The 22,208-nt window shown below is 63.7% G+C and carries 22 protein-coding genes; 10 read left to right on the top strand and 12 right to left on the bottom strand.

Going from position 1 to position 22,208, the window contains the following annotated elements; genetic code table 11:
• Positions 1-40: 40 nt before the first annotated feature.
• From HUX88_RS18260 to HUX88_RS18240, 5 genes are all read right to left on the bottom strand, one after another.
• Positions 41-820 carry a peptidyl-prolyl cis-trans isomerase gene (locus HUX88_RS18260; RefSeq protein WP_117015027.1) on the bottom strand — a complete coding sequence of 260 codons (780 nt, stop codon included), beginning with the start codon at positions 818-820 and terminating at the stop codon, positions 41-43.
• Between the two features lie 122 nt (positions 821-942).
• Positions 943-1,215, bottom strand: a complete 273-nt coding sequence (locus HUX88_RS18255) for a BolA family transcriptional regulator (RefSeq protein ID WP_117015028.1) — start codon at positions 1,213-1,215, stop codon at positions 943-945.
• Positions 1,212-1,841 (bottom strand): septation protein A, encoded by a 630-nt coding sequence (locus HUX88_RS18250; RefSeq protein WP_117015029.1) that lies wholly within the window; start codon positions 1,839-1,841, stop codon positions 1,212-1,214. The genes HUX88_RS18255 and HUX88_RS18250 overlap by 4 nt, the downstream gene beginning before the upstream one ends.
• A gap of 13 nt (positions 1,842-1,854) precedes the next feature.
• On the bottom strand, positions 1,855-2,250 hold the full coding sequence (gene msrB / locus HUX88_RS18245) for a peptide-methionine (R)-S-oxide reductase MsrB (RefSeq protein ID WP_117015030.1): 396 nt from the start codon (positions 2,248-2,250) through the stop codon (positions 1,855-1,857).
• Between the two features lie 14 nt (positions 2,251-2,264).
• Positions 2,265-3,662, bottom strand: a complete 1,398-nt coding sequence (locus tag HUX88_RS18240) for a YdiU family protein (RefSeq protein ID WP_373886808.1) — start codon at positions 3,660-3,662, stop codon at positions 2,265-2,267.
• A 211-nt stretch (positions 3,663-3,873) separates the two neighbouring features.
• Between HUX88_RS18240 and HUX88_RS18235 the strand changes: the two genes are divergently transcribed.
• The gene (locus HUX88_RS18235) at positions 3,874-5,520 is read left to right on the top strand and encodes a 3-(methylthio)propionyl-CoA ligase (RefSeq protein ID WP_176362691.1); all 1,647 of its coding nucleotides are present in this window, start codon (positions 3,874-3,876) and stop codon (positions 5,518-5,520) included.
• Between the two features lie 7 nt (positions 5,521-5,527).
• On the opposite strand, the gene HUX88_RS18230 is transcribed toward HUX88_RS18235, so the two are convergent.
• From HUX88_RS18230 to HUX88_RS18220, 3 genes are all read right to left on the bottom strand, one after another.
• Positions 5,528-6,958 (bottom strand): MDR family MFS transporter, encoded by a 1,431-nt coding sequence (locus HUX88_RS18230; RefSeq protein ID WP_176362690.1) that lies wholly within the window; start codon positions 6,956-6,958, stop codon positions 5,528-5,530.
• Positions 6,955-7,404, bottom strand: coding sequence for a MarR family winged helix-turn-helix transcriptional regulator (locus HUX88_RS18225; RefSeq protein WP_176362689.1), 450 nt, complete (start codon positions 7,402-7,404; stop codon positions 6,955-6,957). Before HUX88_RS18225 ends, HUX88_RS18230 begins: the two co-directional genes overlap by 4 nt.
• 102 nt (positions 7,405-7,506) lie before the next feature.
• Entirely contained in the window at positions 7,507-8,199 is a 693-nt protein-coding gene (locus HUX88_RS18220) for a DUF4197 domain-containing protein (protein ID WP_117015034.1), read from the bottom strand.
• 183 nt (positions 8,200-8,382) lie between these two features.
• Between HUX88_RS18220 and HUX88_RS18215 the strand changes: the two genes are divergently transcribed.
• Positions 8,383-10,470 carry a 3-hydroxyacyl-CoA dehydrogenase NAD-binding domain-containing protein gene (locus HUX88_RS18215; RefSeq protein ID WP_176362688.1) on the top strand — a complete coding sequence of 696 codons (2,088 nt, stop codon included), beginning with the start codon at positions 8,383-8,385 and terminating at the stop codon, positions 10,468-10,470.
• A 2-nt stretch (positions 10,471-10,472) separates the two neighbouring features.
• Here the strand turns inward: HUX88_RS18215 and HUX88_RS18210 are convergent, their stop codons facing one another.
• On the bottom strand, positions 10,473-11,165 hold the full coding sequence (locus tag HUX88_RS18210; RefSeq protein WP_176362687.1) for an ABC transporter substrate-binding protein: 693 nt from the start codon (positions 11,163-11,165) through the stop codon (positions 10,473-10,475).
• 112 nt (positions 11,166-11,277) lie between these two features.
• The gene (gene purT / locus HUX88_RS18205; RefSeq protein WP_176362686.1) at positions 11,278-12,489 is read right to left on the bottom strand and encodes a formate-dependent phosphoribosylglycinamide formyltransferase; all 1,212 of its coding nucleotides are present in this window, start codon (positions 12,487-12,489) and stop codon (positions 11,278-11,280) included.
• 269 nt (positions 12,490-12,758) lie between these two features.
• Between purT and HUX88_RS18200 the strand changes: the two genes are divergently transcribed.
• From HUX88_RS18200 to HUX88_RS18190, 3 genes are read left to right on the top strand one after another with little or no spacing between them, the layout of a single operon-like run.
• Positions 12,759-13,328 (top strand): transcriptional regulator, encoded by a 570-nt coding sequence (locus tag HUX88_RS18200; RefSeq protein ID WP_176362685.1) that lies wholly within the window; start codon positions 12,759-12,761, stop codon positions 13,326-13,328.
• Positions 13,325-14,359, top strand: coding sequence for a sensor histidine kinase (locus HUX88_RS18195; RefSeq protein WP_176362684.1), 1,035 nt, complete (start codon positions 13,325-13,327; stop codon positions 14,357-14,359). Before HUX88_RS18200 ends, HUX88_RS18195 begins: the two co-directional genes overlap by 4 nt.
• A complete protein-coding gene (locus HUX88_RS18190; protein WP_117015040.1) occupies positions 14,356-15,102 on the top strand; it encodes a LytTR family DNA-binding domain-containing protein in 747 nt (248 codons plus the stop codon). The genes HUX88_RS18195 and HUX88_RS18190 overlap by 4 nt, the downstream gene beginning before the upstream one ends.
• A gap of 5 nt (positions 15,103-15,107) precedes the next feature.
• Here HUX88_RS18190 and HUX88_RS18185 read toward each other — a convergent pair whose 3' ends face one another.
• A complete protein-coding gene (locus tag HUX88_RS18185) occupies positions 15,108-15,854 on the bottom strand; it encodes a YdiY family protein (protein ID WP_176362683.1) in 747 nt (248 codons plus the stop codon).
• A 127-nt stretch (positions 15,855-15,981) separates the two neighbouring features.
• Between HUX88_RS18185 and HUX88_RS18180 the strand changes: the two genes are divergently transcribed.
• Positions 15,982-16,392, top strand: coding sequence for a hypothetical protein (locus HUX88_RS18180; RefSeq protein ID WP_176362682.1), 411 nt, complete (start codon positions 15,982-15,984; stop codon positions 16,390-16,392).
• A gap of 26 nt (positions 16,393-16,418) precedes the next feature.
• Here the strand turns inward: HUX88_RS18180 and HUX88_RS18175 are convergent, their stop codons facing one another.
• The gene (locus tag HUX88_RS18175) at positions 16,419-17,327 is read right to left on the bottom strand and encodes a LysR family transcriptional regulator (protein ID WP_117015043.1); all 909 of its coding nucleotides are present in this window, start codon (positions 17,325-17,327) and stop codon (positions 16,419-16,421) included.
• A 131-nt stretch (positions 17,328-17,458) separates the two neighbouring features.
• Between HUX88_RS18175 and gcl the strand changes: the two genes are divergently transcribed.
• The 4 genes from gcl to HUX88_RS18155 are packed head-to-tail and all read left to right on the top strand — an operon-like array spanning position 17,459 to position 22,208.
• A complete protein-coding gene (gene gcl, locus HUX88_RS18170) occupies positions 17,459-19,234 on the top strand; it encodes a glyoxylate carboligase (RefSeq protein WP_117015044.1) in 1,776 nt (591 codons plus the stop codon).
• A 12-nt stretch (positions 19,235-19,246) separates the two neighbouring features.
• Complete coding sequence (gene hyi, locus HUX88_RS18165) at positions 19,247-20,026, top strand: hydroxypyruvate isomerase (RefSeq protein ID WP_161088654.1); 780 nt, start codon at positions 19,247-19,249, stop codon at positions 20,024-20,026.
• Positions 20,027-20,052: 26 nt separating this feature from the next.
• Entirely contained in the window at positions 20,053-20,940 is an 888-nt protein-coding gene (locus HUX88_RS18160) for a 2-hydroxy-3-oxopropionate reductase (protein WP_117015046.1), read from the top strand.
• Positions 20,940-22,208 carry a glycerate kinase gene (locus HUX88_RS18155; protein WP_176362681.1) on the top strand — a complete coding sequence of 423 codons (1,269 nt, stop codon included), beginning with the start codon at positions 20,940-20,942 and terminating at the stop codon, positions 22,206-22,208. Before HUX88_RS18160 ends, HUX88_RS18155 begins: the two co-directional genes overlap by 1 nt.

The raw sequence follows: 22,208 nt of genomic DNA, 5'->3' as shown, positions 1-22,208 counted from the left end.
AAAAACGGCGCCCCGCAGGGCGCCGCCTTCATCTATAACATTACTGCACTTTTGCTTTCTTGACCAGTTCTTCTTGGTAGGCTTGCAATTTCTTCTGAGCCAGTGCTTCCGCAACTTGCGGCTTCACTTCTTCCAGGGTAGGCAGCTTGGCTGGGCGGATGTCGTCCACCTTGATCACGTGGAAGCCGTTCGGGGTTTGCACTGGCTTCTCGGTGACCTGGCCTTTTTGCAGGCCGACGAACGCTGCCGAGAACGCTGGTGGGAAGGACGAAGGCACTGCCCAGTCCAGATCGCCGCCGTTGGCTGCCGAACCGGTGTCTTTCGACGCCTTGGCCAGCTCTTCGAACTTGGCGCCGCCCTTGATCTTGGCGATCACGTCGTTGGCTTCGGCTTCGGTGGCCATCATGATGTGGCGTACGTGGTATTCCTTGTCGCCGTTCTGGGCCACGAAGCGGTCGTATTCAGCCTTGATGTCGGCGTCCGAAACCGGATTCTTCTTGATATAGTCGCCGACCAGCGCGTTGATGATGATGGCTTGGCGGGCGTTTTCGATTTGCGTTTTGACCGCTGCATCTTTGCCGAAACCTTGCTTTTCCGCTTCCTGCATCATCACTTCACGGCCGATCAGGTCCTTCTTGATCAGTTCGCGCAGTTGTGGCGAATCAGGCTGCTGGCCTTGGGCTACGACCTGCTTGACAACCGCCTCCACGCGCGAGGTTGGGATGGCTTTGCCATTAACTACGGCAACATTTTGTGCGAAAGCAGGTACTGCGGCAACGGCGAGAAGTGCAATCAGCAAACTGGCTGGCTTGAAAGTCATTATTAATTCCTGTAAGGGGAAAGTTTTAGCGAAATTGCCTGGGCAGGAGTTGGATCAGCTATCTGTCTTTGTGTTCAATTATTTTGAAACCGATAGCGACCGTTCCCAGACCAAGCGCTACATCATACTTCGGACGGAGCCAATGCGGTAATGGCCAATGCATGAATTTCTTTATGCATCATATCGTGCACGGAATCATACACGAGTCGATGTCTTGTGACGAGTTTGAGCCCCTCGAATTGTAACGAAACAATTCTAACGTTGTAATGACCCCCACCCGAGGCGGCGCCGGCATGGCCGGCGTGCAATGCGGAATCGTCTTCTAGCGTCAGTTCCAGCGGCGCCAGGGCGGCCTGGAAGCGGCTGCGCATGCGGTCTATGCGTGTATCGCTCATGCTTCATCCTTGATGTGGCGGGACAGGTAAATGGTTTGACCGACGATAAACACAAACATGATCGCGGTCGAACCAAACGCCTTGAAGCTGACCCAGGAACTGGTGTCGCCTTTAAACAAAACGAAGGCGACATACCAGTTCAGGAAGCCCATCGCGACAAAGAAGCAGATCCATGCCAGGTTCAGGCGGCCCCAGATCAGGTCGGGCAATTGGATGATCTCTTCCATCGATTTGCGCATCAAGTTCTTTTTAAAGACCAACTCGCTCACCAGCAGGCCGGATGCAAAGAACCAATAGACGATGCTCAATTTCCATTTGATGAAATCCTCGTCGTGCAAGTAAATGGTCAGGCCGCCGAAGAATACAAACATGGCCAGCGAGAACCACAGCACGAAGTCGACCTTGCGCCCGCGCGCCTTGATATACCCGATCTGCGCCATCGTCGCCAGGATGCCGACCAGCGTCGCGATCACGATCGGAGACTCGTCCGGCTTCACCGAGCCGCCGGAAATCATGCCGCTCAGGTAGGTGTTGATGAAGTGCTGGGCCGCCTCGGCATTCCAGCCCGACAGCTTGTAGGCGGCGAAGAACAGCAGCAGCGGGATCAGGTCGAACAGAAATTTCATGTCGTTTTAAATGTTATTGTGGATCGAAGCGCAAGGAGGCCGAATTAATGCAATAGCGCAACCCTGTTGGGGGTGGACCGTCCGGGAACACGTGGCCCAGATGGGCATCGCATACCGCGCAGATGATTTCGGTGCGCAGCATACCATGGGTGCGGTCGGTTTTTTCAATGACATTGGCGGGATCGAGCGCTTCGAAATAGCTCGGCCAGCCGCAGCCGGAATCGAATTTGGCGTCGGAGCGGAACAAGGGTGTATCGCAGCACACGCAGGTGTAGATGCCGTGTTCGTGGTGATCCCAGAACTTGCCGGTAAAAGCGCGTTCGGTGGCGGCGTGGCGCGTGACTTGATACTCCATCGGGTCCAACATGGCGCGCCATTCGGCGTCGGATTTCGTTACTTTATTGGTCATGGCTTATTGCTCGCTTAAGAAGAACAGCTTACTTCGAGATGGCTTGCCCAGTCCGGCGGCAAGGCGGCATATTGATCGTGCTCAGGCTGTTCGTCGTATGGGCGCTGCAAAACTGACAGCAGACGCTCCACTTCAGTAAAGTCCTTATTCTGAGACTTTTCAATAGCAACCTGAGCTAAATAATTACGCAGCACGTATTTGGGGTTGACCTTGTTCATCGCAAGCTGGCGCGCGGCGTCGTCGCTGGCCTCGGCCTGCAGGCGGGCGCGGTACTGCATGGCCCAGGCGTCGAAGGCCGGGCGGTCGATGAACAGGTCGCGCAACGGTTCGTCGCCGCTGGCGCCGGCCGCTTTCAGGCCGCCCAGACGGCGGAAGAAGAGGGTGAAATCGACGCTGTTGGCCTGCATTAGCGCAAACATGGCGTCGAATAGCGCACGGTCGGCATCGGCGTGCTCAGCCAGCAAGGCCAGGCCCAGCTTGGCGTGCAGCAGCTCATCCATCTTCGCTGCGAACGCGGGCTGGTAGACATCCAGCGCGGCCTGCGTCGCATCCACCTCGCCGATCAGGGGCAGCAGGGCCTGGCCCAGCGCGTAGCAATTCCAATGGCCAACCTGTGGCTGATTTGCATACGAATAGCGGCCCTGCTGGTCGGTATGGTTGCAGATGTGGTCGGAGTCGAAAGCTTCCATGAAGCCGAACGGGCCGTAATCCAAGGTCAGCCCGAGGATGGACATATTGTCGGTATTCATCACGCCATGCATGAAGCCGACCGCCTGCCAGTGGGCGATCATGTGCGCCGTGCGGCGCGTGACTTCGGCCAGGAACGCCTGGTATGGATTGGCTTCCGCGCGCAACTCCGGGTAAAACCGGTCGATGACGTAGTCCGCCAGGATTTTCAGCTCGTCGTTCTTGTTGCGGTAGAACCAGTGTTCGAAGGAGCCGAAGCGCACAAAGCTGGGCGCCAGGCGCACCACCACGGCCGAGGTTTCCACGGTCTCCCGCATCACGCCTTGATCCGAGCCCGCCACCGACAGCGCGCGCGAGGTAGGGATGCCAAGCCCGTGCATGGCTTCCGAGCATAGGAACTCGCGTATCGACGAACGCAACACGGCGCGGCCGTCGCCCATGCGCGAGTAGGGCGTCAGACCGGCGCCTTTCCATTGCAATTCCATCGGTCCGTCGGCGGTGGCGACGTCGCCGAACAGCATGGCGCGGCCGTCGCCCAGCTGGCCGGCCCAGACGCCGAACTGGTGGCCGGAATACACGGCCGCCAACGGCTGGGCACGCTCAGGCGCGGCATTGCCGGCCAGGACGTCGAGGCTGTCGGCCACTTGCGCGGGCGTCAATCCGATCAGCGCCGCAGCCGGCGCGCTGACGGCGACCAGGTACGGCGCCGGCAACGGCGTCGGCATCAGGCGGGTGTAGAAAGCGGGCGGCAGGGACGCGAAGGAATTGTCTAAGGGCAGTTTGGAGGCAGTAATGGCAGTTCCCGGTTCGTAGTGAGTCCCGATTTTACCCCAGTGCGCAGGTGCTGCGCTGCAGCATCGAAATGCGTTGACGGTCGTCGCGTGGGCGCTACAAACTCGTTCATCCCATACCAAACTTTCCCAGGAGTCCACATACATGTATCCCCAGAGTCCGCTGATGGGCCAGATGATGAACCAGCCCTTGCTCGTTTCCAGCATTTTGGACTTCGCCGCCCGACACTACGCCAACAGCGAGATCGTGTCTCGCCGCGTTGAGGGGGACTTGCACCGCTACACCTTCCGCGATTGCCAGCTGCGCGTCAAGCGCCTGGCCAACGCCTTGCATGGCCTTGGCGTGGGCATGGGCGAGCGCGTGGCCACGCTGGCCTGGAACGGCTACCGCCACCTGGAAGCCTACTACGCCGTGTCCGGCTCGGGCGCCGTGCTGCACACCATGAACCCGCGCCTGCATCCCGAGCAACTGGCCTACATCTGCAACCACGCCGAAGACCAGTACCTGATGTTCGATTTCTGCTTCCTGCCGCTGGTGGAAGCGTTCGCGCCGTTATGCAAGACCATCAAGGGCTTCATCCTGCTCGGCGCGGCCGATCGCATGCCGGCCGAGACCAAGATCCCGAACCTGCGGTGCTACGAGGACTTGATCAACTCCCATTCCGCCGAGTTCGAGTGGCCGCTGTTCGACGAGAATTCCGCATGCACCTTGTGCTACACCTCCGGCACCACGGGCAATCCCAAGGGCGCGCTGTACTCGCACCGCTCGACCGTGCTGCACGCCTACGCCTCGGCCCTGCCCAATGTGCTCAACGTGTCTTCTCGCGACACAGTGATGCCGGTGGTGCCCATGTTCCACGTCAATGCCTGGGGGCTGCCGTACTCGGTGCCGCTGTCCGGCGCCAAGATGGTGTTCCCCGGTGCGGCGCTGGATGGCAAGTCGGTCTACGAATTGATGGAGCAGGAAAAAGTGACGTTCTCGGCCGGCGTGCCGACCGTGTGGCTGGGCCTGATCAACTACGCGGTGCAGAACAAGCTCAAGTTTTCGACCTTCCGCCGCACCGTGATCGGCGGCTCGGCCTGCCCGCCGGCGATGATGAACACGCTCATCGACGAATTCGGCGTGGAGGTCGTGCACGCCTGGGGCATGACGGAAATGTCGCCGCTGGGCACGGCCGGCGGATTGCTGACCAAGCATCTGGAGCTGAGCAAGGAAGAGCAGCGCAAGATCCTGCAAAAGCAGGGCCACGGCATCTACGGCGTCGACATGAAGATCATCGACGACGACGGCAAGGAGCTGCCGTGGGACGGCGTCAGCTATGGACACCTGATGGTCAAGGGCCCGTGGATCATCTCGCGCTATTTCAAGGACGAGGGCGGCGACGTGCTGGAGGACGGCTGGTTCCCGACCGGCGACGTGGCCACCATCGACGCCGACGGCTTCATGCAGATCACCGACCGCAGCAAGGACGTCATCAAGTCCGGCGGCGAATGGATAGGCACCATCGACCTGGAGAACGTCGCCATGTCGCACCCGGCGGTGATGCAGGCCGCCTGCATCGGCGTGGCGCATCCGAAGTGGGACGAGCGGCCGCTGCTGGTCGTCGTGCTGCGGCCGGGCCAGGAGCTCAAGCGCGAAGAGCTGCTGGCCCACTTCGACGGCAAGGTCGCAAAATGGTGGTTGCCCGACGATGTGGTGTTCGCCGACGCGCTACCGGTCGGCGGCACCGGCAAGATCCAGAAGAACAAGCTGCGCGAACAGTACCGCGACTACCGCCTGCCCACCATCTGAGGCGCCGCTATTTCCTGACCGGGGCATGCTGCACCATCGGCAGCTCCGGCAGGAACACCAGCATCAGCAGGCCCAGGCCGACCAGCACGGTACCGGTGGCGAAGATGTTGCCGATGGCGTGGCGGTACAGGTCGGCCGTGGCCGTTTGCCCGTGCAGACGCTGCGCCAGGATGGCGCCGGAACCGGTCACGCCGATCAGGCCGCCCAGCGAGCGGAAGAAGGTCATCATCGCCGTGCCGACGCCGCGCCGGTTGGCGGGCAGGGCGTTCTGCACCGCCATCGTCATGTTCGGCATCACCAGGCCGAGGCCGGCGCCCAGCGTGAAGATGGCCGGCTCCAGCACCAGGTAGCCGGCCGAGCTGGCGATGCCCCAGGCCAGCACGGCGAACGACAGCGTCGCCAGGCCCAGGCCCATGGTCTGCGCCGGCTTGTAGCGGCCGTGGAATTTAGCCAGCACGCGGCCGTTCTGGGTCGACGCGATCACCAGGCCGATCATCATCGGCATCGTCAGCAGGCCCGAGTGGGCCGGGCTGACGCCCATCACCATCTGGAACAGCAGCGGGAAGAACACGCTCGAACCCATCATGCCGACGAAGGTCAGCGCCAGCACCGCGCTGGCCACGTTGAACACGCGGTTGTGGAACAGGTCCGGCGGCAGCACCGGCTCCGGCACCCGGCGCACGTGCCACAGCAGGGCCGCCGTCAGCGTCGCCGCCAGCAGGCTCAGATATTTCACTTCGCCGGAACTCCACGGCCATTGCGTGCCGCCCAGGGCCAGCACCAGCAGCGCGGCGGTCACCGCTCCGGTCAGCAGCACCGAGCCGAGATAGTCGATCTTGTGCGCGTGGTGCGGGCTGGTGTGGTGCAGGGATTTCGAGATCACATACAGCGCCGCCGCCCCAACCGGCAGGTTGACGTAAAAGATCCAGTGCCACGACAGCCAGTCCGTCAGCAGGCCGCCCAGCACCGGCCCCAGCACGCTGGCCGCCGCGTACACGGCGGCGATGCTGCTTTGCCGCTTGCCGCGCTCGGCCGGCGGCACCAGGTCGCCGATGACGATCTGCGCCAGCGGCAAAAAGCCGCCCGCGCCCAGGCCCTGGATCGCGCGGAAGGCGATCAGCTCGGTCATGTTCTGCGCCAGCCCGCACAGGGCAGATCCGGCGAGGAAGGTGATGATTGCCGTGTACAGCAGCGGCTTGCGGCCGTATTGATCGCTCAGCTTGCCGTACAGCGGCATCATGGCGGTCGAAGCCAGCACATACGCCGTCACCACCCACGACAGGTGGGCGATCCCGCCCAGGTCGGTGACGATGCGCGGCAGCGCGGTGGCGACAATGCTCTGGTCGAGCGCGGACAGGCTGATCATGATGACCAGGCCCATGTAGATGGCGTGGATTTCCCTGGCCGTGATCGGCGCGGTGTCTGTGTGCGTGGTCATTCGCCGATCTCGTTCAGGTATTGGATGGCCGTGCGCAAAGCCTGCGCCCCTTCGGGTTGCAGTTGCGCCAGCCTGCGGGCCAGCCAGTCGCGGCGGCGGCTGCGGAGGTCCGCCATCAACGCCTCGCCCTGCTTGGTCAGTAGCAGGCCGACGCGCCGGCGGTCTTCGGGATTGGGCGTATCGCGCCGCACCAGACCGGCATTTTCCAGCGTCTTGATGTGGGCGCTCATGGTCGGGCCGCGCAGCTTTTCCAGGCGCGCCAGCTCGGCCACGCCGATGCCGGGTGTCTGGTCGATGGTCGACAACAGCAGCCTGTGCTGCAAGGACAGGCCGGACGGATCGTTGTCGCCTTCATGGCGGATGCGGCGGAACACGTGTAGCAGCGCCGCGCGCAGGTCGTCCGCCAGCGCGATGGCGTCCTTAGTAACGGGAGTTTCTTTGATCATGGCATTTAATATAGGTAGGCTATCTATCTATATTAAACGATGGCAGGCAGGACTTCAAGACGGAAAAAGCCCGGCGAACCGGGCTGGGGAAGGAGGGCGTTGTTACTTGAGGGCGCCGAACACTTTGCCGATCAGCTTGCTGCCGGCGCCGAGCGGATCGGCGCGGATGGCTTTTTCCTCTTCGCCGATCATCGTGTACAGGCCGTCCAGCGCGCGCTGCGTGACATAGCCTTCCACAGTGGTCTGCTCCTTGGCCAGCACGCCCAGCTTGGGCGCCATCGCCATCGCGGTGTTGTACTTGTTGGCCAGGTCGGAGCGGTCGGTGACCTTTTTCACGATCGGCAGGAACTGCACCGCCAGTTTCGGCGAGGTCTTGTCGCGGAAGAAGTCGGTCACCGAGGTCTCGCCGCCGGTCAGGATGTTCTTGGCGTCGGTGATGGTCATGGACTTGACGGCGTCCAGCAGCAGCGGCTTGGCCATCGGTACGGCGGCCTCGGCCGCGTGGTTCATCTGCACCACCAGGTCGTCGAGTTGCTGGCTCTTGCCGGTCATCTTCAACAGCGGACGCGCCTGCTCCAGGATCTTCGGCAGCGGGATGCGGACCTTCTCGTTGTTGAGGAAGCCGTTCTCCGCGCCCAGCTTGGAGACCGCCAGCGTCGAGCCTTTTTCCAGCGCCGCCTTCAGTCCGCCCGAGGCGTCCTGGTTGCTCAAGTCGGCCAGCGACAGCGCATAGGCGCTGGCAGCCGCCAGGGACAGGGGAAGCAGCAGGGCGATGGAACGGCGGGAAATAGACATGGTGGACCTCAAGGTTGGCAAGTCCGGCGGCTGCCGGTTTGCCGCTACTGTAACGCAGCGGCGCGCCGGCTGCCACCCCATCCTGTACCATGCCGGCAGGGTCCGCAAAAATAATAATACGACCGTTCTTTTATGCGGTATAGTGGCTGGGCTGAGGTTCCCACCAAAATATAAGGAAGAGACATGACTGCTGAATATCAAGTCCACGGCACGGTTGCCGTCATCACGCTGAACCACCCGCCGGTCAACGGCCTGGGCCTGGCCACCCGCACGGCGGCGGTCAAGGGCATCCAGCAGGCGCTGGCGGACGACACCGTCAAGGCCATCGTGATCACCGGCGCCGGCAAGGCCTTCTCCGGCGGCGCCGACATCAAGGAATTCAATTCGCCCAAGGCCTTGGCCGAGCCCAGCCTGCACACGCTGATCGCCACCGCCGAAAGCTCGACCAAGCCGGTGGTGGCCGCCATCCACACCGTCTGCATGGGCGGCGGCCTGGAGCTTTCGCTCGGCTGCCACTACCGCGTGGCGATGCCGGGCGCGCAGATCGCGCTGCCGGAAGTCAAGCTGGGCCTGCTGCCGGGCGCCGGCGGCACGCAGCGCCTGCCGCGTGTGCTGGGCCTGGAAATGGCGCTGAACATGATCGTCTCCGGCACGCCGGTCGCTTCCGACAAGCTGGCCAACACCGCGCTGTTCGATGCCGTGTTCACCGCCGACGCCGACCTGGTCGGCTCGGCCGTGGCCTTCGCCGAGACCATCGCCGACGTGCGCCCGCTGCCGAAAGTGCGCGACCGCAAAGTCGACTACCCGAACCACGAAGCCTTCCTGCAATTCTCGCGCAACACGGTCAAGGCCATGTCCGGCCCGTTCCCGGCGCCGCTGGAGTGCGTGGAAACCGTGGCCGCCTCGGTCACGATGAAGTTCGAGGACGGCATGAAGTTCGAGCGCGAACGCTTCCTGCACCTGATCCAGACCACCGAATCGAAAGCGCTGCGCCACGCCTTCTTCGCCGAGCGCGTCGCCAGCAAGGTGCCGGACGTGCCGGCCGATACGCCGGTGCGCGCCATCAAGCAGGCCGCCGTGATCGGCGCCGGCACCATGGGCGGCGGCATCGCCATGAACTTCCTCAACGCGGGCATCCCGGTCGTCATGCTGGAGACCAAACAGGAAGCGCTGGACAAGGGCCTGGCCACGATCCGCAAGAACTATGAGAACACCATGAAGAAGGGCAAGCTGACGCAGGAGAAGTTCGACCAGCGCATGGCCCTGGTCAGCGGCACGCTGGCATATGAAGACATCGGCCAGGCCGACATCGTGATCGAAGCCGTGTTCGAGGACATGGGCGTGAAGGAAACCGTGTTCCGCAAACTGGATGAGGTGATGAAGCCGGGCGCCATCCTGGCCTCCAACACGTCGACCCTGGACCTGAACCAGATCGCCGGCTTCACCAAGCGTCCGCAGGACGTGATCGGCACCCACTTCTTCAGCCCCGCCAACGTGATGAAGCTGCTGGAGATCGTGCGCGGCGCGCAGACCGGCAAGGACGTTCTGGCCACCGCGCTGGCGCTGTCGAAAAAGCTCAAGAAGACCGGCGTGGTGTCCGGCGTGTGCGATGGCTTCATCGGCAACCGCATGATCGAACAGTACAGCCGCCAGGCCGGCTTCCTGCTGGAGGAGGGCGCGCTGCCGGAGCAGGTCGACAAGGCGGTCGAGAAGTTCGGCTTCGCCATGGGACCGTTCCGCATGGGCGACCTGGCCGGCAACGACATCGGCTGGGCCATCCGCAAGCGCCGCTATGTGGAGAAGCCGGAGATCAGCTACTCCAAGACCGCCGACCTGTTGTGCGAGATGGGCCGCTACGGCCAGAAGACCGGCGCCGGCTGGTACGACTACAAGGCCGGCGACCGCAAGGCCTATCCGAACGAACAGGTCAACGCGATGATCGTGCAGCACTCGGCCGACATCGGCGTCGCGCGCCGCAAGATCAGCGACCAGGAAATCGTCGAACGGTTGGTGTACTCGATGGTCAACGAGGCCGCCCATATCCTGGAAGAGGGCATCGCGCTGCGCGCCTCGGACATCGACATGGTCTACCTGACCGGTTACGGCTTCCCGCTGTTCCGCGGCGGCCCGATGTTCTACGCCGACACGGTGGGCTTGCCGAACGTGCTGGCGGCGATCAACAAGTACGCCAAGGGGCACCAGGGCAGCGCGTGGAAACCCGCCCCACTGCTGGTTAAATTGGCGGAAGAGGGCAAGGGCTTCAATAGCTGATCTTATTTGACCAGGCCAGTACCCTGCGGGATGTGATAGGCGTCGTAGTAATAGCGCTTGTAGATCGCCGCAAGGGTGCCGGCCTTCTGCATATCGTGCATGGCGGTTTCGAGTACCGCCAGGCGCTCCGGCGAGACGGATGCACGCGATACCGCTATCGAACGCGGTTGGCCGTCCGAGGGCATGCGGAAGGCCGCTTTCTCCAGTTGCCCGTCCAGGTGCAGCGCCGACACCAGCGCATCGCCCTGGTCCTCGGGGATCAGCACCGCGTCGATGCGGCCCAGCGCCAGCTTGCGAAAGTTGGCCTCCATGTCCTTGGCTGGCTCTCTCTGCACCGACCAATCGCGGTCGAAGCGCCGCAGATATTCCGCGCCCCATTTGGTTCCAATGCGTAGCGGCGCGATGTCCGCATAGTCGTTGATGGTGACGTTGCCGTCCTTGCGCACGTAGAACACGCGGTCCGCGCTGCGCTCGCGATATGGCGTTTGCAGGAAGTACAGGTAGATATCGCGGCGCGGCGTCTCGCGCAGGCCGATCATGATGTCGGCCGTGCCTTGCTCCAGCATGAAATGACAGCGCTTGAGCGGACACGGTTTGATCTGCAGGGCCAGCCCGGCGCGCCGTGCCAGCTCGCGGGCGATTTCGGTGTAGGCGCCGCCGTAGACGCCATCCTCCTCGGTGATCCAGGGCAGCATCTTGTTGACCGCCAGGACCAGCGTATGCTCTCCGCTTTCCGGCTCCGCCTGCGCGAGCGCCGGCAGCGACGCCGCCAGCGCCGTTATCGCGAAGAGCAGGCGGCGCAGGATTTTACTTACCCAAAACCGGCTTGACCTTGGCCGCCGCTTCCTTGGCGCGGGCGCGGGCGGTTTCAACGTCGTCGGCGGTGGCCAGCGCCACGCCCATGCGGCGGCGTGCGAACGATTCAGGCTTGCCGAACAGGCGGATGTCGGTGCCCGGCACGCGCAGCGCTTCGGCCACGCCTTCGAAGGCGATGCCGGCCGCTTCATGCTGGCCGTAGATGACGGCCGATGCACCCGGCGCTTTCAGCGCAACGTTGACCGGCAAACCGAGGATGGCCTTGGCGTGCAGTTCGAATTCGCTTTGTACCTGGGTCGCCATGGTCACCATGCCGGTGTCGTGCGGGCGTGGGCTCACTTCGGAGAACCAGACCATGTCGTCCTTGACGAACAGCTCCACGCCGAACAGGCCCAGGCCACCCAGGTCGCCGGTCACTTTCTCGGCGATGTCGCGGGCGCGCGCCAGCGCCAGTGGATTCATACGGCATGGCTGCCAGGATTCGACGTAGTCGCCTTGCACCTGCACGTGGCCGATCGGATCGCAGAACTGGGTTTCGACCTGGCCGTCGGTGCCGATGGAGCGCACCGTCAGCAGGGTGATTTCGTAGTCGAAGTCGATGAAGCCTTCGACGATCACGCGGCCCGCATCCACGCGGCTGCCGGCGGCGGCGTAGTCCCATGCGGCCTTGACTTCGGCGGCGCTGTCGATCTTGGACTGGCCCTTGCCCGACGAGGACATGACTGGCTTGATCACGCACGGGAAGCCAATGGCGGCGGTGGCAGCTTCAAGTTCTGCCAGGCTGCTGGCGAAGCGGTATGGCGACGTCGCCAGGCCCAGGGTTTCGGCGGCCAGGCAGCGGATGCCTTCGCGGTTCATGGTCAGCTGGGCCGCGCGCGCGGTCGGGATGCAGGTGATCTTGCCGGCTTGTTCCAGCGCGGCCAGCGTATCGGTGGCGATGGCTTCGATCTCCGGCACGATCAGGTCCGGCTTCTCCTGTTCGATTAGCGCGGCCAGCGCGGCGCCGTCGGCCATGTTGATGACGTGGGCGCGGTGTGCGACCTGATGGCCCGGCGCGTTCGGGTAACGGTCCACGGCAATCACTTCCACGCCCAGGCGCTGCAAGGCGATGATGACTTCCTTGCCGAGTTCACCGGAGCCGAGCAGCATGACTTTGGTGGCGGAAGGGGACAGTGGAGTGCCGAAAATGCGTGGAGTGTTCATGTAGAAGTCCGGGAATGAAGGGATAACGGTTGATGGCGCGCCGCCGCAGCGATGCGCGGGCCGACTATAGCAAAATGCGGCTATTTTGGACAGCGGCCAGGGCATTATAATAAACCCAATCTTGGCATCGGATTAATCGCGGGCGCTTATCGCGGACTGGCCGCGCTTATCCGGCAGGGGCCGCGCCGGTCGCATGGCCACCCGCGCCGCCGCATCGTCGGGCAAAGTGTGTCCATGACATTCCGTCATGGACATGACTAAGGAAAAATATGAAACCAATGCACGTAATCGCCACCGCACTTGCCGCCACTTCGCTGTGGGTGGTCGCGGCCGAATCGACCGGCAAGCTGCCCGCTCCCTGGTATGTCGGCGGGGGAACGCCGTCGTCCTATCAGGCAGGGGTAGACAGTGTGGAAACCACCAGCGGCAAGGGCTCCAAGTTCCTGCGCTACGTCCAGGGCGAGGGCAAGAGCTTTACGACGCTGTCACAGGCCGTGTCGGCACAGCGCTATCTGGGCCAGCGCGTGCGATTCCAGGCACGTGTGAAGTCGCGCGACGTGAGTGCCTGGGCGGGCCTGTGGATGCGGGTCAGTGGGCCGACACCTGCCAACCTGGCCTTCTACAACAGCCAGGACAAGCCGATCACCGGCACCTCGGATTGGCAGACCCGCAGCGTGACGCTGGATGTGCCGGAGGAGGCGACCACCATTAATTTCGGCGTGATCAACGCCGGCACCGGCCAGGTCTGGATAGACGAGCTTTCGTTCGAGGTGGTGGGCAAGGACGTGCCGGTCGACTCCTTTCAGCGCAACAAGCTGCCGGAGTCGCCGACCTTATGAACGCTGCAGTTGACGGCGGCTACGCCGCGTTGACCGAAGCGGCGGCGAGCACCACGTCGCAAAAGGTGCTCAGCGCGGCGCTGGTGGCCGGCTTTGCCGCCGTGTGCCTGGCGCTGCGAGCCTACACCTTGCTCGCGCTGTTCGGCGCCATGCTGTTGCCGGTGGGCGCCAGCGGCGAGTGCATGCTGGCGCTATTGCCTCGTATCGCACGGCTGCGTGAATGGCGCTTCCTCTGGCCGGCCCTGCTGCTGTGCATCGGCATGTTCAGTTGGTTGGCCGGGGCGCTGTATCACTTCGGCCTGGGGCGTGCAGGGGTAGTCACGCATAACGACCTGCAGGTGCAGCTTGCAGTGGCCGCACTGGCGTTGCTGTTGCTGGCACCCCGGCTATGGATCGCGCAGCAGCAATCGCGCGCGCTGCAGATGGCGCGCCTGACGCAGGCCGCATTGTCCGCCGACTTGAAGGCCCTGCAGGCGCAGATTGAACCGCACTTTTTGTACAACACGCTGGCCAATACGCGTTATCTGGCACGCCACGATCCCGAGCGGGCGGTGGCGATGCTCGACCACCTGATCGGCTATCTGCACACGGCGCTGCCGGACCTGCGCAGCCCAATGTCCAGCCTTGGGCGGGAGTGCGAACTGGCGGGCCACTATCTGGCGCTGATGGGCATACGCTTCGGCGACCGCCTGCAATTCGACATCGACTGCCCGGCCGAGTTGGGCGCGGTGGAGTTGCCGCCGCTGATGCTGATGCCGCTGGTGGAGAACGCCGTGCAGCACGGTGTTGAGCCACATCCCGGCAACGTGACGGTGCACATGCTGGTGCGCCGTCGGGACGATGCGTTGATGGTCACAGTGCGTGACAACGGCGCAGGGCCCAGCAAGACGGTGCTGGGCAGCGGCGTCGGCCTGCGCAACCTGCGTGAGCGGCTGGCGGTCCTGCACGGGAGCGTAGCGGCATTTCGCCTGCAAGTGGCGGCGGACGGCTGGACCGAGGCTGTGATCACACTACCAATGGGGGCCGCATGACACATCGTCCACGCATACTGATCGCGGACGACGAGCCTTTGCTGCGCGCGGAACTGCGCCAGTCGCTGGCGGCGTTGTGGCCGGAGGCCGAACTGGTGGCCGAGGCGGCGGATGGCTACGAGGCGCTGCGCCTGGCACGGGCGCTGGAACCGGACGTCGCCTTCCTCGATATCCGCATGCCGGGCCTGAGCGGCCTGGAAGTGGCGCGCACCTTCGGCGCCCGTACGCACGTGGTGTTCGTCACGGCCTACCAGGAACATGCGCTGGCGGCGTTCGACGAAGGCGCGATCGATTACGTGCTCAAACCCACCGATCCCGTGCGCCTGGTGCGGGCCATCGAGCGAGTACGCGCGCGCCTTGGCACGCCGCCGCCGGACCTGGCGCGCCTGATGCAGCAGCTGTCGCCAAAGCCTGCGGCGCCGTCATGGCTGCAGGCGACTGTCGGCAATTCAATCCACTTCATCGATTTGAGCGAGGTGATTTACTTTTGTTCGGAGTTCAAATACACGCGAGTGGTGACGCCGCAGCAGGCCGAGGCCCATATCCGCACTCCGCTGAAGGAACTGGCGGCCGAACTGGAAGACGCGGGGTTCTGGCAGATCCACCGGGGGTATGTGGTGGCGGTGAAGCGCATCGCAGCCGTCAGCCGCGACGCCGACGGCGCCTTGTGGCTAAGCCTGCGCGGCCATCAGGACAAGCTGCCCGTGAGCCAGCGCTTCCAGCACCGGTTCAAGGGCATGTAGCGCTTTTAGAACGAGTAGACCAGCGTCACCGAGGTTTGGGTGTCGGTGTTCTTTTTATCTTCCGGCACATTGGTGTCGTTGCGGACGCTGAATGCGGCCTTCATCTGCATGGTGCTGTTGATTTTGGTGCGCAGCGCCGTCTCGGCCAGCGAGTGCATGTTCGAGGTGCCGCGTTCGACGCTCAGGTTCTGGCTGAACAGGGCGGTGTCGCTCAGCTTCCATTTCAGGTTGGCCGCGCCGCGCACGGTCATGCCGCTTTCCATTTCACCGGTCGAACGGACGCCATTGAAATAGCCCGGGCCAATTTCCACGTCCATGCTGTGATCCGGTGTCTTGTAGGTCTCGGTGCCGTAACCGACACCCACCGTGGAGTAGCGTGTGTACGCGCCGAATTTGTCGTTGACGTGGGTGGCCAGCGCGAACAATTTGTCGTGGTCCTGCAGCAGCTTGTAGGCGGCTTTGGCGGAGAACGAATAGCGCTGGGCGGAACGCTCGCGCACTTTTTCGCCATCGGCTTTGGTGACCTGTTCGTCCTTGAAGTACCCGGCCAGGACATACTCGTTGCTCCAGTCGGGCAGCTCCTGCTTGGCATCCAGCTTGCCGGTGACCGAAGTGCCGACCGTGTTGCCTGAGGTGGAGATGGCGCCCAACTCCGCGGAGTTGTTCCAGTCGTGGCCAAGGATGGATTCCGCGGCGGCGTAGCCGTGGACCAGGGAGAGGGTGAGGGCGGGGATAAGTAGGATCGCTTTCATGCCGATTATTGTACCTTAGCTTAAAAATCAACGCATCCAAGAGGACGCAACGGATGCGTGCGAGCCCGCACAGAAAGATAGCCGGGATTGCGAGAAGATCAATCTACTTTATAAAGGAATATTGATCATGAATGCCGCGCTCAGGGTGTCTCAATTATTGTTATGTGTCGGCTTGGCCGCCGGCGCGGTGTGCGCCAGCGCCGGTGTCAATCGCTGCGTTTCGGCCGACGGCCGGGTGTTGTTGACCGACGCCGATTGTCCGCAAGGCAGCCGGCCGAGTGTCAGCGATGACGGCGCGGCGGGCATTGCGATCAACAGCGGCGGCGCCGCACCCAGGGCCGTCGACGACCTGGAACGCGTGAGGGCAGAAGTGACAGCGGCTCTCGCGCCGCTGCCGCGCAGCGCCTGGGCCGACCTGCCGCATCCCCTGGTGCGCAAGAGCGCGAGCCTGGACGCGGGCACGCTGCTGGCGGCCTATCAAACCATGCAGATGCAGGACGAGATGCGCCGTCAGCGGCATCTCGCCTCGGTGCGCTAGGCTGGCTCCCGCCGCCGGCGGCGAAGTCAGTTCGTAAGCCAGTAGTCCGGCCGGGCGTAAATCTCCTTCAGCATGTCGATGAAGAAGCGCACCTTGGCCGGCAAGTGCCGCTGCTGCGGATAGACAGCCACGATGTCGTACTGCGGCAGCGCGTAATCGTCCAGCACCGTGATCAACTCGCCGGAGGCCAGCTGCGACTGGATCTCCCACGATGAACGCCACGCCAGACCCAGGCCCTCGGTGGCCCAGCGGTGCAGCAGTTCGCCGTCGTTGCAGTTCAGGTTCCCGTCCGCCCGTACCGTCACCTGCTTGCCGTGATCCTGGAAGTACCAGCCGCGCTGCTGCCCGCCCTGCAGGTTGAAGGCCAGGCAGTTGTGCTGCGCCAGGTCGTCCAGCGTGCGTGGAATGCCGTGGCGGTCGAAGTACTCCGGCGTGCCGCACACCACGCGCCGGTTGCTCGCCAGCTTGACGGCGACGAAGCTCGGATCGATTACGCCGCCGATGCGGATGCCGACGTCGTAGCCATCCCGCACCAGGTCCACCACGCGGTCGGTCAGGTTGAAGGAGATCTGCACGTCGGGATGGGCGCGCACGAAGCCCGCCGCATGGGGCGCCACGTGCTTGCGGCCGAAGGCTGCCGGCGCCGAGACGATCAGGTGGCCCGTGGCGCGGTGCCGCCCCTCGGACACCATGCGGTCCGCATGACCCAGGTCCGCGAGCAATTTGCGGCAATGGTCCAGGTACAGCGTGCCTTGCTCGGTGAGCGTCAGGTGGCGTGTGGTGCGGTGCATCAGCTTCACCCCCAGGCGCTTCTCCAGCGCGTCGATGCGCCGGCCCAGCATCACCGGCGTGATGTGCTGGCCCATCGCCGCGCGTACCAGGCTGCCCTTTTCGGCCACGTCGACGAAGGCCTCGATTTGCGTCAATTTGTCCATGGCTCGATTATTCCACACTTATTCCATATTTTGAGTATCGAATAAAGCGAGAGTTTGTCTTCTTATCACGGCCCGCCTTTCCCGCTACGATGATCCCATCAAGTTCAGTACTTAACCATCAGGGGACAAGCATGGCACGGATGACAGCAGCGCAGGCGGCAGCAATCGTTTTGGAAAAAGAGGGCGTGAATCAGGTGTTCGGAGTTCCGGGCGCCGCGATCAACCCGTTTTATGCGGCGTTGAAGAAGCAGGGGAGCGCTAAGCACATCCTGGCGCGTCACGTCGAGGGCGCGTCGCACATGGCCGAGGGCTACACCCGCGCCAAGGCCGGCAACATCGGCGTGTGCATCGGCACCTCCGGCCCGGCCGGCACCGACATGATCACCGGCCTGTATTCGGCCCAGGCGGATTCCATACCTATCCTCTGCATTACCGGCCAGGCGCCGCGCGCCCGCCTGTACAAGGAGGACTTCCAGGCGGTCGATATCGAGTCCATCGCCAAGCCGGTGACCAAGTGGGCCGTCACCGTGCGCGAACCGGCGCTGGTGCCGATGGTGTTCCAGCAGGCCTTCCACATCATGCGTTCCGGCCGTCCCGGCCCGGTGTTGGTGGACCTGCCGTTCGACGTGCAGATGGCCGAAATCGAGTTCGACCCGGACACCTACCAGCCGCTGGAAGCCTACAAGCCGAAAGCCACCCGCGCCCAGATCGAAAAAGCGCTGACGATGTTGAACGACGCGGAATGCCCGCTGATCACCGCCGGCGGTGGCGTCATCAACGCCGATGCATCCGATCTGCTGGTGCAGTTCGCGGAATTGACCGGCGTACCGGTGATCCCGACCCTGATGGCATGGGGCGCGATCCCCGACGACCATAAACTGATGGTTGGCATGGTCGGTCTGCAGACCAGCCACCGCTACGGCAACGCGACGCTGCTTGCATCCGACTTCGTGTTCGGCATCGGCAACCGCTGGGCCAACCGCCACACCGGCACTATCGAGGTGTACACCAAGGACCGCAAGTTCGTCCACATCGACATCGAGCCCACCCAGATCGGCCGCGTGTTCGGTCCGGACTTCGGCATCGTCTCCGACGCCGGCGCCGCGCTAAAGCTGATGATCGAAGTGGCGACCGAATGGAAGGCGGCCGGCAAGCTTAAAGACCGTTCGGCGTGGGTGGCGCAATGCAATGAACGCAAGCGCACCATGCAGCGCAAGACCCACTTCGAACAAGTGCCGGTCAAGCCGCAACGGGTGTACGAGGAGATGAACAAGGCCTTCGGCCGCGACACCTGTTACGTCAGCACCATCGGCCTGTCGCAGATCGCCGCCGCGCAGTTCCTGCATGTGTATAACGCCCGCCACTGGATCAACTGCGGCCAGGCCGGCCCGCTGGGCTGGACCATCTCCGCCGCGTTGGGCGTGGCCGCGGCCGACCCGCAGCGCAAGGTGGTCGCCATTTCGGGCGACTACGACTTCCAGTTCATGATCGAAGAGCTGGCGGTGGGCGCGCAATTCAAGCTGCCGTACCTGCATGTGGTGGTCAACAACTCCTACCTCGGCCTGATCCGCCAGTCGCAGCGCGGCTTCGACATGGACTTCTGCGTGCAGCTGTCGTTCGAGAACATCAACGCGCCGGAACTGAACGGCTACGGCGTCGACCACATTGCCGTGGTGGAGGGCCTGGGCTGCAAAGCCATCCGCGTCACCAATGCGGACGAGCTGCCGGCCGCCTTCGAACAGGCCAACAAGTGGATGGAGGAGTTCAAGGTGCCGGTGGTGGTGGAGGTGATTCTGGAGCGTGTGACCAACATCGCCATGGGTACCGACATCGACAAGATCAACGAGTTCGAAGAGCTGGCGCTGCGCGGATCCGACGCGCCGACCGCGATCTCCCTGCTGGACTGAGAGGAAAACGATATGACCAAACTTGCAGCCAACCTCACGATGCTGTTCACCGAGGTGCCCTTTATCGACCGCTTCGAAGCGGCGGCCCGCGCCGGCTTCCAAGCCGTGGAGTTCCTGTTCCCGTATGCGTACAGCGCCCGCGACCTGTCCGAGCGCCTGAAGGCCAACAAGCTGGAACTGGTGCTTCACAACCTGCCGGCGGGCCACTGGGAGGCCGGTGAGCGCGGCATCGCTTGCCACCCGGACCGCGTGGCCGAATTCCGCGATGGTGTGTGGACCGCCATCGCCTACGCCAAGGAGCTGGGCGTGAAGCAGGTGAACTGCCTGGTCGGCATCCTGCCCCAGGGTGTGACGCGGCAGGACGCGCAGGTCACGCTGGTGGACAACCTGCGCTTCGCCGCCGAGGCGCTGAAGGATGAGGGCATCCGCCTGTTGATTGAACCGATCAACAGCTACGACATCCCTGGCTTCTTCCTGACCAATACGGCGCAGGCGGCATCGCTGATCGCGGCCACTGGCTCGGACAACCTGTTCATCCAGTACGACATCTATCACATGCAGCGCATGGAAGGTGAGCTGACCAACACCATCAAGAAGCACCTGCCGCTGATCGGCCACGTGCAGCTGGCGGATAACCCCGGCCGCAACGAGCCGGGTACCGGAGAAATCAATTACCGCTACCTGTTCGAGCAGCTGGACGCTGCCGGCTACCAAGGCTGGATCGGTTGCGAATACAAGCCGCGCACCACCACGGAAGCGGGCCTGGGCTGGCGCGCCTCGCATGGCGTTTAAATCACATACTTTTTAAGGAAAATATCATGTCTCGAGTTGGATTTATTGGTCTGGGTATCATGGGCGCACCGATGGCGCAGCACCTGCTGAACGGCGGCCACAAACTGTACCTGCACGACATCAAGAACCCGCCATTTCCGCTGATCGAAGCCGGCGCCACGGTCTGCACCTCGGCCGCCGAAGTGGCCGCGCGCGCCGACATCATCATCGTCATGGTGCCGGATACGCCGCACGTCGAAGCGGCGCTGTTCGGGGAAGAGGGCGTGGCCAAGGGCCTGCGCCCGAACACCATCGTGGTCGACATGAGCTCGATCTCACCCATCGAGACCAAGAAGTTCGCCAAGAAGATCAATGCGTTGGGCTGCGAATACCTGGATGCCCCGGTCTCCGGCGGCGAAGTCGGCGCCAAGGCCGGTTCGCTGACGATCATGGTCGGCGGCTCGGAGGCGGCGTTCGACATCGTCAAGCCGCTGTTTGAACTGATGGGCAAGAACATCACGCTGGTCGGCGGCAACGGCGACGGCCAGACCACCAAGGTCGCCAACCAGATCATCGTCGCGCTGAACATCCAGGCAGTGGCCGAGGCGCTGCTGTTCGCGTCCAAGGCCGGCGCCGACCCGGCCAAGGTGCGCTCCGCGCTGATGGGCGGCTTCGCCAACTCGCGCATCCTGGAGGTGCACGGCGAACGTATGGTCAAGCGCACCTTCAATCCGGGCTTCCGCATCGAGCTGCACCAGAAGGACCTGAACCTGGCGCTGCAAGGCGCCAAGGCGATGGGGGTGTCGCTGCCGAATACCGCGATGGCGCAGGAGCTGATGAATGCCTGCGCGGCCAATGGCCTGGGCGGCATGGATCACTCGGCGTTGTGCCGCGCGATCGAACTGATGTCCAACCACCAGATCGCCGAGGCGTAATGACTACCCTGAATCCACGCCAATTCCTGCTCGATCTTTACGGCAGCGCGGTGGACGCTGTCAGCGCGGAGAAGTGCCTGCCGGCCTACCTGCCGGAACCGCCGAAGAACGGCCGCACGCTGGTGATCGGCGCGGGCAAGGGCGCCGCCGCCATGGCGCGCGCGGTCGAGCGTCACTGGAAGGGTGATATTTCCGGGCTGGTCGTCACGCGCTACGAGCATGGCGTGGACTGCGAGCGCATCGAAGTGATCGAGGCCGCGCATCCGGTGCCGGACGAGGCAGGGCGCGCCGCCGCCGGCCGCATGATGGAGATGGTCCAGGGCCTGAGCGAGAACGACCTGGTGCTCTGCCTGATCTCCGGCGGCGGCTCGTCGCTGCTGGCGTTGCCGGCGCCCGGGATCACGCTGGAGCAGAAGCAGGCGCTGAACAAGGCATTGCTGAAGAGCGGCGCCGCCATCTCCGAGATGAACTGTGTGCGCAAGCACCTGTCCGCCATCAAGGGCGGCAGGCTGGCGCTGGCCTGCGCGCCGGCACGGGTGGTGACGTTGCTGATCTCCGACGTGCCGGGCGATGATCCCGGCATCATCGCCAGCGGCCCGACGCTGCCCGACCCGACCACCTGCGCCGATGCGTTGGCGGTGCTGCGCAAGTACGGCATCGCCATCCCGGACAGCATCCGGGAACATCTCGAATCCGGTGCGGGCGAGACGCCGAAGCCGGGCGATCCTCGCTTCGCGCGCAACAGCCATCATGTCATCGCCATCGCGCAGGACGCGTTGGAGGCGGCTGCGGCACATGCCCATGCTGTGGGCATCACGCCTTACATCCTGTCCGATGGCATTGAGGGCGAATCTCGCGATGTCGCCATCGTCCACGCGGCGATGGCGCGGCAGGTGGCGACGCGCGGGCAGCCGTTCCAGCGGCCTTGCGTCATCATTTCCGGCGGCGAGACCACGGTGACGGTGCGCGGCTCGGGGCGCGGCGGACGGAATGCGGAATTCCTGCTCAGCCTTGCGGTGGCGCTGGACGGCCATCCCGGCATCCACGCCGTGGCCTGCGACACCGACGGCATCGACGGCTCCGAGGACAACGCCGGAGCATTGTACGGCCCGGACTCGCTGGAGCGCGGCCTGACGCAAAAGCTGCGGGCCAAGACGCTCTTGGAAAACAACGACGGCTATGGGTATTTCAGCGCGTTGAACGATCTGGTGGTCAGCGGCCCGACCCGCACCAACGTCAACGACTTCCGCGCCGTCTTAATTCTGTAA

The sequence above is a fragment of the Duganella sp. BJB1802 genome, from assembly GCF_013369445.1.
Taxonomy (GTDB): domain Bacteria; phylum Pseudomonadota; class Gammaproteobacteria; order Burkholderiales; family Burkholderiaceae_D; genus Rugamonas; species Rugamonas vulcania_A.
This window is presented reverse-complemented; position numbering and strand designations above follow the sequence as displayed.